The organism is Advenella mimigardefordensis DPN7 (assembly GCF_000521505.1).
Classification (GTDB): domain Bacteria; phylum Pseudomonadota; class Gammaproteobacteria; order Burkholderiales; family Burkholderiaceae_B; genus Advenella; species Advenella mimigardefordensis.
This window is the reverse complement of record NZ_CP003915.1, coordinates 219,590-233,537: the sequence shown is the minus strand read 5'-3', so window position 1 is coordinate 233,537 and position 13,948 is coordinate 219,590. Positions and strand designations below refer to the sequence as shown.

The following is a 13,948-nucleotide window of genomic DNA, read 5'->3' as shown; positions in this document are numbered from 1 at the left end:
CTCATTACACACCCTCCGCCTGTACTAATGTGGATTCAACCACCCTGCCGTCGGCAACCACCTGCAGATCATCCAGATAAACATCACACCTTCTCATAGGCACATCAATATGACACGCCGTGGTTCGGCTGCCGCCCGCCTCGTTGTTCGGGCCCAGTGAAAACAGGAAATTTCCGCTCACTGCACGTGCATCCATGCCGATGGTCGCCTCTCTATCATACAAGCCCAATGTGGACCAGTACGCACGCTTTTGCAAACCCCATCCGATGTGGGAAATAGCGTAAGCTTCGGGATCAGCAAACGATTCGATATACTCCGACAACATTTGTGCCTCGACACCGCCCGCAATGTCGGTCACAAACCCGTTCTTGACCGTCAGCGTGATGGTCTCACCCACATACGACTTCATGGGCAGCAGAATATCGCCTTTCGACAGCACGATGGTACCCTGAGTTTCACCTTCATTTGGCCACGTAAACGTAAAACCGCTGGGCCAATGATCCCAACGGCCTGGTTCATCGACAAATCCATATTCAGATACGCAGGGGTACTGGCCAAGTGGGCAGCGTAAATCGGTTCCCGCTGCAGAGGTAATCCGCATCTGCCGAGCCTGTTTGAGCAATGCCGCGGCAGCCTGCGTCCGCACATAGTCTTGCTGTGTCGGCTCAAGCCGCAAGAGAACTTCAGGCGGCTCCACGGCCAGCAGGATTTTGCCGCCACCTTGCAAAATGTCATGCTGTTCCGGTGAAAACAGCAACGTCATCAGATCCAGGACAAGATCGCTTGCCTTCAACGCTGCAATCGCCGGTTTATTGCCGGTAAGCGGCGTCGTACCGAGATAAGCCAGCGGATCGCGACTTAATGATTTCTCTGCATTTACCGGCGGCAGATCCAGGCGGCTGACGATCGCGCCCTGCATGGACGCTGCTGTGATGGCGCAGCGCAGTGTTTGCGGATGAGTATGATCACTGGTCAGCACCGTTACCGCATCCCCTTTTTTCAGTTTTGACAATTTCAGTACATTGACCCACGCCTGGATCAGATCTGTATCGCGCACAGCCATAATATCTCCCTGTTTCTGCCTTGTAAAAGCACGTTATCAATGGTCCAGTGAATGGCCCAGAAAATCTCCGAAAGCCAGATAAAACCCTGCTTCGTTATCCCAGGGAATCATATGGCCTGCGTCCTTTACCCGCGTGCACTGCATAGACGGCAATAGCTGCCGTAACTCTTCAGCCTCGGTATCACGAATGACATCGCCCCGCTCAGCCATCATCAGCAGAACCGGAACATGGATCCGGGCCACATCCGCATGAATGTCATCCGTCTGAAATGCATGAAAACTCGTCGTGATGGCGCGCTCATTGCAGGTATGCAGCCACTGGGCGCGAAGCCGCAACTGCTCATCGGTCCATGTCGGGCAGAAGTGACGCATCTGTTCAACGTTCATTCCTCGCTGAGCCTGCCTGATCGAATCCACATACCAGTCCAGCTGAGCCGGATACGGACGCCGCCCCGGTCCCGATACAGGCGGGTCTACCGCGACCAGACGTTTCAGTCCGGCCGGCCGCTGCCCCGCCACGCGTATGCCAATTCGTCCGCCCATGGAATGCCCGACGATCGAGTAGGCCGCCAGGTTCAGCGTCTGCGCAAAGGCGATGACGTCGGCTGCCATCGCATCAAGGCTGTAATCCAGCGCATCATCGGCCTGGCTCAATCCCCGACCCCTGGCGTCCAGCACATAAGTATCGAAATACCGTCCCAGCCGCTCCGCGACGAAGCGCCAGGTTTCAACCGGGCTGGTAATACCTGGAATCACGAGTACCGGATCACGCGCTGCCCGGCCATCAGCCTGCCCGCCAAAACGCAGATAGTGCTGACGTATGCCATTGGCCCGAACATGGGCACCATAAAGATAAGTATTTGTCATCGAATTCATTTCCTGATGTTTTGCCACAATCGACGCGGGCTCAGCAGCGATAGCGCCATGGCTTGTGCTTCCCACTTGCCTGCACAATGAACAATACATTTGGCATCATGTCGCCGTGTCTTCATACTTGCGTTTCCATCGTGCCGATCCGCTCTTTGCAACGAGTCGCGTCATATTCATAGACCCATTCGGCCTTGATGCCGACAGCGTTGGGGTTTTCCGCCTGCTGCTTTCTGAGCGCCTCGTCACGAGCACGCTGCTCTTCAGGCGTCGATAGATGGTACGTACGACCACGCTCGCGTGCTTCAAGCTGGACGCGGGCGGTACGGGCCAGCCGCTCGGCTTCATAGCCTCGAAGAGCCGCCTCATGATCTGCCGGAAAATGAGCAATCATCTCGGCCAGCACAAAAGCATCCTCCAGTGCCATCGCTGCTCCCTGTGACAGAAAAGGAAGCATTGGATGCGCCGCATCTCCAAGCAACGTGGCCCTGCCCTTTGTCCACTGTTTCATCGGATCCCGGTCAAACAGTCCCCATTTGAAGGTTTGATCAGGATCGGTTTGCTCCAGCAGATCAATAATGTTTTGATGCCAACCGTCATAAGCTGCCAGCAGCTCTTCACGGGTACTCGGCTCAGTCCATGACTCGGCAACCCATCCTTCACTTTCGTTGACCGCGACAATATTGACCGCCGCGCCACCCTTGACGTAGTAAGTAACGATATGAGCCTTGGGACCAAACCAGAACGATGCGTCCGGGCTCACAAAAGGTAAAGGATGCTGCGCTACCGGCACCAGTGCACGCCAGCACATATGGCCGGTAAAACTGGCCTGATCCTCGCCCCAGAGTGAATCGCGCACGACCGAATGGATACCATCAGCCCCTACGATAATATCGGCCTCAAATGTCGAGCCGTCTTCAAAGTGTGCCGTGGCAGAGTCGGCATTTTGCGTAATACCGGTGCAAATCGTATTGAATGTCACCTGCTCCGCCGGAATATCCTTGCACAAAATGGCGTGTAGGTCCGCGCGGTGGACATGATGAAAATCAGCGCCGAAATTATCCCGGCACACCTGCTGCAACGGCGTACGGAAAAGTTCACGTGCATCATCCCAGTTACGCCCCACCATGGCCGAGGGCAAAAAGCCGATCCGTTCAAGTTCCGTCTGCAGTCCTAACGCCTTGAGTACTTTGACGGCATTAGGCGTCATCTGCACGCCGGCGCCAATTTCACCAAAGGCCGGCGCACGTTCAAAAACGTAGGCTTTTATGCCACGCAGTTGCAGCGCGCGTGCCAGCGCGGCGCCTCCGATACCACCCCCAATGATTCCTACTTTCAAAGTTTTCGACATACATTCCACTCCAGTTTCAATCACATATGCACCAAGACATATATCATTTATTAAATAACCAATTAATTAATTTATAAGCTTGCGGAGCACCTGACACTCCGAACGGGTCAGGCTCCCAGATACGCACTCAGTAGTTCAGGATCGTCCAGCAAACCCGCCGCTTCCCGCTCAGCAACCACTTTGCCTGTTTCGTAAACATAAGCGCGCGTAGACACCGATAGCGCGTTATAGACGTTCTGCTCAACCAGGATCACCGTCACGCCATGCGTATTGATTTCCCTGACAAACTCAAAAACCTCTTCAGCCATGCGCGGGCTCAGTCCCAAACTGGGCTCATCCAGCAGCAACAGCGAGGGTTCGGACATCAGGGCACGCCCGATGGCCAGCATCTGCTGTTCGCCCCCGCTGAGCGTGCCAGCCAGTTGACGATGTCTTTCTTTCAATCGGGGAAAACGGTCATACACAAGCGCCACGCGCCGCTCTACTTCCGTATCCTTCTTGCAAAGATAGGCGCCCAAAGCCAGGTTTTCGTACACCGTCATGGTCGGCCAGATATGGCGTTCTTCTGGCGACTGAGCGATACCCTGGGCAACGATGCGATCGGCAGAGACGCCGGCAATATTATTCCCCTGATAAATAATCTGTCCCTGCGTCGGCTTGAGCAACCCGGAGATGGCCCGCAACGTAGTGCTTTTTCCGGCGCCGTTGGCGCCGATCAGGGCAATTACCTCGCCCTGTTGAACCAGCAAATCGACCCCATGCAGTGCCTGGGTCTTTCCATAGCTGACGTGCAGGTCCCGGATTTGCAGCATCGGACTGACCGCAGCACTCTCATTATCCAAACCCGATCGCTGTGGCGACGCTATTGCATTCATGATTGTTCCTTTGCATTTGCACCAAGATAAGCTTCCACCACTTTCTCGTTTTTCTGAACCTGTTCCGGTGTCCCTTCTGCCAGCTTTTGACCGAAATGCATGACAACAATACGATCAGACACGTTCATGACCAGCCCCATGTTGTGCTCGACGATCAGAATAGATTCAACCAGACCACCAAGCAGTTTCCTTAGTACGGTGCCAAACTCCCGGGCCTCGTGGCTATTGAGCCCCGCAGCCGGCTCATCCAGCATCAGAATTCTTGGTTTCGCAGCCAGTGCCAGCGCCACCTCCAGCAAACGCAGTTCGCCGCAGGACAACTGGGCCGCAGGCAGGTTCATCTGACGCGATAAACCGATAGTGTTGACAATGCGTGCCGCACTATCGCGGATCGCCGCTTCTGTCTGCCGCACTTTTGCGGTGGGAAAAAACGTTTTCCAAATAGGCTGGCGTGCTTCAATATAGTGACCGGTGAGCACGTTCTCAAAGACCGATAGGTTTTTCAGAATATTGGTTTTCTGAAAGCTGCGTACAATGCCCCGGCGCGCCATGCTATACGGCTTTTCACCCGTCACCTCCTGTTCATCGAAGTGGACCGTTCCGGAAGTAGGCGCATAGAAACCGGTGATCAGGTTGAAACATGTCGTTTTGCCGGCGCCATTGGGACCGATCAAGCCGACGATTTCACCGCGATTCACGTTAAAGCTGATGTCCTTGACCGCATGTATACCGCCAAATGACTTACACAAACCATTGATCTGCAAGACACCGCCAGGCTTCCTGTTCTGCGCTTGCGTGTTCATGTTGATCATGCTGACCTCCTTTTGGTGCCGCTTACATTCACATTCACCGGCGTCGCCTGGTTCTGCTCCCGCTTTTCACGATGTCGGGTAACAAATCCCATGATGCCATTGGGCATGAATAACACAATCGCAATGACGATCAGACCGAACAGTGACAACCGCAGTTCCTGTGCTTCCCGCAAGTACTCTTCAAGAAACGTGACCAGCAACGCGCCCACCAGAGGTCCGATCAGCGTCCCCTTGCCACCGATGAGCACCATCGTGATCATGGTGACCATGAATGCAAACCGGAACATCTCCGGCCCGACAAATGAAATGTAATGAGCATAGAAACCACCGGCAGCGCCACTCAGAAATGCACCCAGTACCAGTGCCATCATGGAGTAGTTCAGCGGACGAATGCCGATAGACTGCGCGACATACCTGTTTTCACGAATGGCCACTGCAGCCCGACCAGCGTTGGAATTCACAAAGCGGTATGCGAGGTATAAGGCAATAGCCAGCAGCAGCCAGGCGATGGCATAGTAAAAGTGTTTGCCCGCCAGCGTATCTATCTGCGCCAACAGTGCCGGCTGCGGCACTCCGGCAATACCCATCGGCCCTTTTGTGACCGCGACCCAGTTATTGGCAATCAGGCGCAATACTTCTGAAAATGACAGGGTAATGATGACGAAAAACGGCCCGTGCAGTCGCAGCGTAATGGCGCCGATCATCGTTCCCATGATGGCGGCACACAATCCGGCTGCGGGAATGGTGGCCCACATCGGCCAGCCAGCCTGGGTCGAGAGCAGCGCTGCCGCATACGCCCCCGTTCCCAGAAAAGCCGTATGCCCCAGTGAAAACTCGCCCACATAGCCCACCACAAGGTTCAGGCTTGTGGCCAGTACGGCGTAGAACATCACGATGATGGCTACGTGCAAAATATACTGATCGCTGACGATAAATGGCAGTACCGCTGCCAGCAGCATGAACGCCGTCAGGCAATTACGTTGGATCTTCATGCTCTCTCCGCGCGTTTAACAAATAATCCATAAGGACGAAACAGCAGGGTCAGAATCACCAGTATGAAACCGATGATATCCACCCACCCGGTAGCGACGTAGCCGCCCCACAAGGCTTCAGCCAGACCCAGCAGCAACCCGCCCACAATAGCGCCTGCAAAACTGCCCATGCCTCCCAGAATGACGACAACAAACGCTTTCATACTCACCAGCCCCCCGATAGACACCTGAGTGGAGTAAATGGACCCAAGCAGCATACCCGCCAGGGAGGCAATCACCGTGCCCATGGCAAATGTGCCTGCGTAGATATTCGCGGTGCGGATCCCCACCAGTTTGGCTGCCATGGGATCCTGGAAGGTCGCCCGCATCGCACGGCCCAGACGGGTTTTCTGGATAACCAGATACGTGATAATCATTAACGCAATACTGACAGCGACCGCGAACAGGCGTGCCTTGGTTAACACGATCGGGCCGAGAAAGAGCGGACCGCCAGCCATTGGCGATTCTATTTTCAACGGCGCGGTGCCCACCAGCAGCAAAGCAGTATTCGCCAGAAAAATAGACAGACCGATAGTCAGCAGTATCCCCGGTTCTTCACCCTGATCCCTGATTCGCTCAATCAGAAAGCGGTCAATCAACCAGCCGAAAGTGCCCAGCACAACAGCGACAAGCAGGAGTCCGGAAAAAAAATCCAGTCCCAGACGCGTTGTAGCCCACCACCCCATTACGCCGCCGACCATGTACAGTTCGCCGTGGGCAAAATTGACGACGCGCATCAGGCCCAGAATCAATGTCAGACCCAGCGCGGACAGCGCATAAAACGAGCCAATGACAAGCCCATTAGCAATATATTGCGGTAATAACTCCATGCCGATTTCCTTATTTTGTTAGCCCAGGCAATTACGGCTTCTCGGTGCGCGCCTGTGTGACGACATGTGTGTTGCCGCCCTGGATTTGCACCAGCACGGTATCAAAACCATATCCTTCGCCTTTTTCAGTGAACTGGAATCGTCCGTTGGGCGCCTGGTAGTCTGTCTTGTAGAGTGCATCACGAATTTTCTCCGGCTCATCGGAGCCCGCAAGCTCAACCGCCTGCATCAGAATGTTCATGGCGTTGTAACCCGAAGCATCGTATTTGCCTGGGAGCTGCTCGTATTGTTTCTTGTAACTATCAACAAACCCGGCATTGCGCTCGCCCTTCATATTGGACACATAAGGCACCGCAGCATAAATGCCCTCCGAGGCCTCGCCGGTCAAGCCGATAAAATCGGCGGTTGCCCATGAGCCGACACCAAACACTTTGGTTTCAATGCCGAATTCCTTGAGCTGTCTCACCAGGATGGAACCATCCTGCGTTTCTGCAGCCACGAAGACACCGTCGGGCTTAAGTGCTCGCAGTTTGGTCAATAGCGTATAAAAATCGGTGGTGCCATGGTCGAAATATTCTTTCATGACCGACTTGACCCCAAAAGCGTTCAGATCCTTTTCGAAATCCTCTACGCCACCGCGCCCCCAATCATCATTGACCCCGATATATGCCACCGTTTTGAGCTTGAGGTCCTCAGCCAGTATCTTGCTGAATGTCCTGGCCATCAATCTGTCGGTTTCAGCGGATCGGAAAAAGTATTTCATGCCTTTCTCTGTCAGATCCGCTTTCGAGGAAACGCCGGATAACAGTGGAATTTTGTATTTTTCGGCCACCGCCATCACCGCGGCCGTCGCCGAACTGCAGAACGCGCCAGCCAGCACGGGCACCTTGTTGCGCTGAATCAGTTTTTCCGCAGCATTAACCGAGTTTGCCGGCTGGCATTGACCATCCTCGATCTGCAATTGAACCTGTCGGCCATTCACGCCGCCTTGTGCATTGCGTTGTGCAACGGCCAGCTTTGCTCCTCTGACATAGGCTTGTCCGTTATACGCGACAGAACCGGTCAAGGGTTGTATGACGCCGATGTTAATCGGCCCGGCGCCTTCCGCAGCGACCGCCGCACAGCTGACAAGCATTAATCCACTGATACCTGACGTGAGATATTTCATAAAACACTCCAACAATGATGGCTGGCGATTGCGTGAAAACGCATTCCCTGATGTGATTTGAATGGTCTGAATGATTAAATAATTAAACACTCAATTAATTATTAAGGTACAACGAGTACTATTACAGATGCAATAAGGGAAAACGTTAATAAAAACTGCTGATCCAGCTCATCGGATAGTGGCAAACGCAATCTCTGCGCACAGCGCCAGCGTCGCCGTGATCCAACTTGTGACTGGGCGGAGGCACTTAAACGCCGTCTGTTAATCGCGTCATGCCGCCGGACCGTCAGTGCCGCCCAACAGGGTCACACGTCTATAGGCCAAGCTGCCTGCGGCGCTCCAGTTCGGCGGGCGATGGGTTGTCGGCAGCGAACGAACCCGTTTCGATATCACCGGCGCGCACGTAGTGGTTGACGATGACGCCGCTATCGGACGCCTGAGTGCTCAATAAGTTAAATGCCGCCGGCGCTGCCCCGTCTGCAAACAACTTCTTGCCCTTGCCCAGCACCAGCGGAAATATCATGATGTACATCTCGTCGACCAGATCATGGGCATGCAGCGTTTGCAGAAAGTCAGTCGAACCCTGGGTAAGCAGATCCGGCCCTTCCTGCTCCTTCAGCTTGCGTACAGCCGCCACTGCGTCTGCGCCCAGCACCTGGCTGTTCTGCCAGCTCGGCTTGAAATGCTCATTACGGGTGGCAACGTATTTTTCTATCTGATCGAACAAGGCGCCTAGCGGTTCTTCCGGGCCGACATACGGCCAATGAGCAGCAAAAATATCATAGATTTTTCGCCCCAGCAGCAAGTCAAAGGGGCGGGCGAAGATTTCTCCAACCTTGACACCCAATGTGTCGTCAAAATAGGGCACCAGCCAGCCGCCATACCGGAAATCCCCCACAGGATCTTCCTGTGGTCCGCCCGGCGCCTGCATGACCCCGTCCATACTCACAAATGCACCAACGATGACTTTTCTCATCAACGCTCTCCTTTGCTGATACCTGCAAACGCAATAATTTCAGTTGAGATGCTCATGCCCGGCTGTGATTTGAAAGGACGTACCTGGCGACCACCGTGATCATCAACCAGGAGACGGTAACATCAACTGAATGGTGCCCCGCCTCCTGGCCCCTCCTGCGCTCACGCTGTCATTGATATTGCTGATAGCGCAACCAATCCATTCAATGCTCACGCAAGGCGCCAATCTGCGCTGCTGTAATATCTCCTGGCAAACCACCCCAGGTTGTACGAGTGTAATTCACCAGTTCCGCCATCTGCTGATCATTCAGCTTACGGGCAAAGCCGGGCATGCTTTGCATATTGCCATGACCGGGAAAGGCCTGCTCGGGCAGACCGTCAAAAATCGATGCGATCAGGTTGGTGGCATCGGCCTGACGGATGGTTGCATTGCCTGCCATTGCCGGCGCAACATTCGGTTTGCCCTCTCCCGAAACACCGTGACAACCTGCGCACAGATTCAGGTACTGCGTCCTGCCCTGATCGCCGCCTGGCGTCAGTTGCGCCACTTTAGGAGCTGGCGGTTGGTCTCCCATCAGATACGTGGTCATCGCCTTCATATCGTTTTTTGTCAGGTACTGCGTGCTAAGGGCAACCACCATATGCATTTCGCTGAAGGCAGAGCCTTGCGGCGCATTACCTGTAGCCAGGAATTGAGCCAGATCGTCGGGTGTCCAGCCGCGTTCTGCCAGCGCCTGTGGCGTGATATCCGCTGCCTTGAAGCGCCCCAGCGTGCCGCCCTTGAGCGATTGGGCCAGATCCATCTGGCCGAACATGCCGCGTGGCGTGTGGCACTCCGCACAGTGCCCCAACACATCTGTCAGATAGCGCCCTCGCACCCATAATTCGGAGTCGCCTGAAGAGACGGCTGGCAGCGGGTCTTTGTTCTGAAACAGCAGGTTCCAGCCAATCATCAGAAAACGCTGGTTGAATGGAAACGGCAGATCATTTTCGGGCGTCGGCACATCAATGGCCGGTCGGGTCATCAGATAGGCGTAGATATCATCCAGGTCCTTATCACTCATTGAATGATAGGAGTTGTATGGCATCGCCGGATACAGATGCCGTCCGCCAGGTGTGATACCTTCTCTGACGGCGCGATAAAAGTCTTCCCGGGTCCAGCGACCAATACCATAATCAGCTGAAGGCGTGATGTTGCTGCCATGAACCGTGCCAAAAGGAGTCTCCATGGGAAAGCCGCCGGCAAACAGGCCACCGCCTTCGACGGTATGACAGGCGGCACAGTCTGCAGCCCTGACGGCATAGCGTCCGCGTTCTATCTGTTCATCCGTGGCCGAGACCTTCTGCACAGGATTGTCATTACTGCGATGTTCACGCCACCACAAAATGGCAATAATAATCAGCAACACAATCACAATCAGGAACAGGGCCGGCACCAACCGTTTTTTAGCCATTTTTTGCCTCCCTGATCAGACCCGGTGTCTGCAGGACCAGATCCCGTATCGCTTCATAGTAGCGGACATAACCTGTACAACGACAAATGTGATTGTTCATCGCCTTCAGTATGGCTTGCTCCAGATCGTCTCTGGCAATGGGATTACGCTTGAGGCCTTCAATGAATACCGTCGCGGCATTCACGAACCCCGGCGTACAGTAGCCGCACTGGAAACTGAAGTGATCCATGAAAGCTTGTTGCACCGGCGACGGCACTTCTTCGCCTTTATCATTAATGGTCGCATGCCCTTCTACGGTGCGAATCGATTTGCCATCAAAATAGTGCGCACCGGTAATACAGGTTCGCGTTTCCTGACTGCTGCCGTCGGGCTGGTCTTCAATCACAACACAGGCATGACACACACCCTGGCCACAGCCCAGGCGTGAGCCGGTCAGGTTCACATACTCATGCAGAAAATCGAGCATCATCAAGCCTTCCGGAACATCCAGCGGCCCCTGTTTCTTACCGTTAATGGTGAGCGTAATCGGTCTGGTGGTGATTTTCATTGAAAGACCTCTTTGATGTTTTCAGCGCGCACCGGCAGATGATGGAAATAATGTCCGCTGGCATGGGCAATGGCATTGATAATTGCTGCCACCACCGGAATCATCACGACTTCAGCCATCCCCTTGGGCGGGTCGGTCTCGGACAGAGGAGGAAGAATGTCGCCCGTTTGCTGCCAGACGGCAACATCGCTTGCCCGTGGCAGGCGATAGCGATTGAAATTCCAGGTGCCGTCGCCAGGCCCATCTTCATACAAAGGCAGATATTCATGCAGTGCGTGTCCGATACCCATGGCGATCCCGCCCTGCAACTGGCCGGACACCAGTTCCGGCACAATCAGATTGCCGCATTCCATAAAAGAATGATGATTGAGAAGCTCAACCTTGCCCGTACCCGTATCGACAGACAACGCCACCAGAGTGCCAACGGCACTGTAATAGGTCACGGCGGCGTTGTTGCGTTGCATGGGAGGATAGTAGACCCGGTCACGGGCAATGGCCTGGTAAGTGCCATTGCCCATGCGCAGGGCCAGGCCATCAATCGGCAGACGCATCTGACTGGCATTCACCGTAAAGTCAGCCTCGGCCCATTGCCAGCGATTGAAGCTATGCACCACCACCCCGGTGATCAAGCCCAGTTCATGCGCTTTTTTGGCCAGGGTAGCAAAAGGCAGGATTTGCATCCCCGCAGCCGTGAGTCCGCCGGCAACCCAGCGCGCATCTTCCCTGCGCACGACCAGCGGCGCCGCCTGGCCACCGCCAATACCGGTTTTCCAGATGGATAAGGCAGCAGGCCACAGGCTTTGCTCAAATAGCAGTCGTGATGCTTCCCTGGTGGTATGCGAGAAGTAGAATGCGGAATTGCTGGCACTGGACGGCGAGCAATAGGAAGGGGTCCAGAAGGGATCGGCTGAGAACTTGTCCTGATCCTCCTGTGGCATCATGTAAGGATCAGCCGTTGCGACCATGGGCAGCATATCCCAGTCGGTCACGGAAAAATGCGCTTCATCAGCCGGTTTCCCCAGCCATTGGGCACAGACGACTGCCTGTGAAGTCGTCATACCGGTTCCCATTTCCGCACCGCTATGGTTGAGTACCAGCTTGCCGTCGGCAGTGATTTCCACCCGCGCAAATGAAGTCTCGGCACCCGTGCCAAAGTCTTTCTGCACACAGGCAAAGCCAACGCCATAGCGTTTACCCGGATACCGGCTTTCAAATTCAGCTTTGCGGCTGATGCGCCCTGTCCAAAGGTCGTGCTTTGCGGCCAGATCCAGAATTTCATCTGCACGGATGGCACCTGCCGGAATCGCACCCTGAGTGTTTTTCATGCCGGATTTGAGTACATTGCGCTTGCGAAAATCGATAGGGTCCAGCCTGAGCCTGGCCGCCATTTCATCCATCATCATTTCGGTTGCCGCCATACTCTGCAGGGTACCGTAGCCGCGTGCGGAACCGGCGTCAATCGCCCTTGTGGCCAGGCCGACCGAGGCAAAATCACTTCTGGGAATGTAATAAATAGACTGGGCTGCCGTGGCTGCGACCATCACGACAGACGGCGTAAAATTGCATCGCCCCCCGCCATTCCCGGTCATATAACCGCGAAAGATATCAATTTTCCCCGACTCCTTGTTAACCGTCATTGAATATGAAATATCGAATGCATGACGTTTGATCGAGGTTTGAAACTGTTCGTACCGGTCATTGGCCAGGCGTACCGGATGGCCATCACCATAAATGGCCACCATGGTCCCGACAAAGGGAAAGCTGCTGTGGTCCTTCGAGCCGTATCCCACGGTATAACAGGGATGCAATACCAGTCGTTTGATCGGCGTATGCATTTTGGCAAGCATCTTGGGAATTTCATCGGCCAGTTCCGGCGGCGATTGCGTCGGGATAACCATATGCAGTGTCTGACTGGCCTGGTCGAACCAGCCATTGGTGTTATCGGCCTCCATCGCGGCCGTATCAATCGATTGCGAAGAATAGTCGGCCGACAGTACCTCGATCCTGTCCGCTGGATTGTTTATTTCATTGTCGATCTGCTGCGCGTGATACATCCCCTCTTCGTCCAGTTTGCCCCCTTCTTTACCTTCGGGCCAGACCGGCAGCCGCTTGCGCAAACCCGCTGGAAAAATGGGCATATCTTTCAGGCTGGAAAACGTATCGTCATCAAAGGGCGTATCACCACCGATCCGTACATAACGGAAGGAGGCCCACGGATCTCGTTCCAGCGGACCCGTTTCTGCGCCATAGCGGATGGCGTCAGGGTGAAACTGAATGGCGTTTTTGGCGAAGCGAAAACGGGCGAAATCGTGATAAATAAGCACGGCAACCGCATGTCCCAGATAGGCCGGCGTTTTGCCGGCAGGCAGTAACATGTCATCGCCATAAAATGCCGGGAAGGCAATTCCGTCTTTGGCCAGATCCGCTGCCGTTACCAGGCGATCCGGCTGCAGCTCTTCTCCGAGCCGTGACAGATCGATTCCTTCGAAAATACGGTCTGCACGCGTAGCACGCAGGATAAAGGCATGCGCCTGTTTTTGCGGCCAGTGCGGCATATCCACAGCGCGAATATCGTAGGCAAATACCTTTTTACCCAGCGCCTTGGACCGGGCGTCGATGCGGTGAAGGATTCTTTTCGTATTGGGATCCCAGATCGGGGCTTCCAGGATTTTTTCTTCAAACAGCGCATTATAAGCGTGGCTGTTTAGCGGTGCCAGATACACGGTAATGCCCGCCACCACGGTTTTCCTCAGAAAATTTCGCCTTGACTGATTAAGCTGACTCATACCTTGCCTTTTCATGATTGAAGCGTGCTTTTTTTGAACCAGTTGATACGTTGCTGCGTTCTGACCTTTGCCATTACACAGCATCTGATGGCAAACCCGTAAGTGTTTTTATCGATTCTATCTGATCGACTGAATGTAGTATATTGGTCCTGTTCTCAGTGGAGCCGTTCTGGGAGCTACGTTATCACA

General features: G+C 54.4%; 12 protein-coding genes. All 12 read right to left on the bottom strand.

Features of this window, described 5'->3' with window-relative positions:
- Positions 1-4: 4 nt before the first annotated feature.
- Entirely contained in the window at positions 5-1,063 is a 1,059-nt protein-coding gene (locus tag MIM_RS01075; protein ID WP_025370906.1) for a M29 family metallopeptidase, read from the bottom strand.
- A gap of 36 nt (positions 1,064-1,099) precedes the next feature.
- Positions 1,100-1,930 (bottom strand): alpha/beta fold hydrolase, encoded by an 831-nt coding sequence (locus MIM_RS01070; protein WP_025370905.1) that lies wholly within the window; start codon positions 1,928-1,930, stop codon positions 1,100-1,102.
- 121 nt (positions 1,931-2,051) lie between these two features.
- Positions 2,052-3,281, bottom strand: coding sequence for an FAD-dependent monooxygenase (locus MIM_RS01065; protein WP_025370904.1), 1,230 nt, complete (start codon positions 3,279-3,281; stop codon positions 2,052-2,054).
- 107 nt (positions 3,282-3,388) lie between these two features.
- Positions 3,389-4,093 (bottom strand): ABC transporter ATP-binding protein, encoded by a 705-nt coding sequence (locus MIM_RS01060; RefSeq protein WP_025370903.1) that lies wholly within the window; start codon positions 4,091-4,093, stop codon positions 3,389-3,391.
- A gap of 59 nt (positions 4,094-4,152) precedes the next feature.
- A complete protein-coding gene (locus MIM_RS01055) occupies positions 4,153-4,968 on the bottom strand; it encodes an ABC transporter ATP-binding protein (protein WP_245592802.1) in 816 nt (271 codons plus the stop codon).
- Entirely contained in the window at positions 4,965-5,960 is a 996-nt protein-coding gene (locus MIM_RS01050) for a branched-chain amino acid ABC transporter permease (protein ID WP_025370901.1), read from the bottom strand. Before MIM_RS01050 ends, MIM_RS01055 begins: the two co-directional genes overlap by 4 nt.
- Positions 5,957-6,829, bottom strand: a complete 873-nt coding sequence (locus MIM_RS01045; RefSeq protein ID WP_025370900.1) for a branched-chain amino acid ABC transporter permease — start codon at positions 6,827-6,829, stop codon at positions 5,957-5,959. Before MIM_RS01045 ends, MIM_RS01050 begins: the two co-directional genes overlap by 4 nt.
- Before the next feature lie 31 nt (positions 6,830-6,860).
- The gene (locus MIM_RS01040) at positions 6,861-7,997 is read right to left on the bottom strand and encodes an ABC transporter substrate-binding protein (protein WP_025370899.1); all 1,137 of its coding nucleotides are present in this window, start codon (positions 7,995-7,997) and stop codon (positions 6,861-6,863) included.
- Positions 7,998-8,310: 313 nt separating this feature from the next.
- Positions 8,311-8,973: a dihydrofolate reductase family protein gene (locus MIM_RS01035; protein ID WP_025370898.1), complete on the bottom strand. Its 663-nt coding sequence runs from the start codon at positions 8,971-8,973 to the stop codon at positions 8,311-8,313.
- A 202-nt stretch (positions 8,974-9,175) separates the two neighbouring features.
- Entirely contained in the window at positions 9,176-10,426 is a 1,251-nt protein-coding gene (locus tag MIM_RS01030; RefSeq protein WP_025370897.1) for a c-type cytochrome, read from the bottom strand.
- The gene (locus MIM_RS01025) at positions 10,419-10,973 is read right to left on the bottom strand and encodes a (2Fe-2S)-binding protein (RefSeq protein ID WP_025370896.1); all 555 of its coding nucleotides are present in this window, start codon (positions 10,971-10,973) and stop codon (positions 10,419-10,421) included. The genes MIM_RS01030 and MIM_RS01025 overlap by 8 nt, the downstream gene beginning before the upstream one ends.
- Positions 10,970-13,759: a xanthine dehydrogenase family protein molybdopterin-binding subunit gene (locus MIM_RS01020; RefSeq protein WP_025370895.1), complete on the bottom strand. Its 2,790-nt coding sequence runs from the start codon at positions 13,757-13,759 to the stop codon at positions 10,970-10,972. Before MIM_RS01020 ends, MIM_RS01025 begins: the two co-directional genes overlap by 4 nt.
- Between the last annotated feature and the right edge of the window lie 189 nt (positions 13,760-13,948).

Coding starts and splice junctions, on each gene's coding strand:
- MIM_RS01070 (WP_025370905.1), bottom strand. CDS start 1,930: ATGACAAATACTTATCTTTATGGTGCCCATGTTCGGGCCAATGGCATA.
- MIM_RS01065 (WP_025370904.1), bottom strand. CDS start 3,281: ATGTCGAAAACTTTGAAAGTAGGAATCATTGGGGGTGGTATCGGAGGC.
- MIM_RS01030 (WP_025370897.1), bottom strand. CDS start 10,426: ATGGCTAAAAAACGGTTGGTGCCGGCCCTGTTCCTGATTGTGATTGTG.
- MIM_RS01075 (WP_025370906.1), bottom strand. CDS start 1,063: ATGGCTGTGCGCGATACAGATCTGATCCAGGCGTGGGTCAATGTACTG.
- MIM_RS01055 (WP_245592802.1), bottom strand. CDS start 4,968: ATGATCAACATGAACACGCAAGCGCAGAACAGGAAGCCTGGCGGTGTC.
- MIM_RS01050 (WP_025370901.1), bottom strand. CDS start 5,960: ATGAAGATCCAACGTAATTGCCTGACGGCGTTCATGCTGCTGGCAGCG.
- MIM_RS01020 (WP_025370895.1), bottom strand. CDS start 13,759: ATGAGTCAGCTTAATCAGTCAAGGCGAAATTTTCTGAGGAAAACCGTG.
- MIM_RS01045 (WP_025370900.1), bottom strand. CDS start 6,829: ATGGAGTTATTACCGCAATATATTGCTAATGGGCTTGTCATTGGCTCG.
- MIM_RS01025 (WP_025370896.1), bottom strand. CDS start 10,973: ATGAAAATCACCACCAGACCGATTACGCTCACCATTAACGGTAAGAAA.
- MIM_RS01035 (WP_025370898.1), bottom strand. CDS start 8,973: ATGAGAAAAGTCATCGTTGGTGCATTTGTGAGTATGGACGGGGTCATG.
- MIM_RS01040 (WP_025370899.1), bottom strand. CDS start 7,997: ATGAAATATCTCACGTCAGGTATCAGTGGATTAATGCTTGTCAGCTGT.
- MIM_RS01060 (WP_025370903.1), bottom strand. CDS start 4,093: ATGCTGCAAATCCGGGACCTGCACGTCAGCTATGGAAAGACCCAGGCA.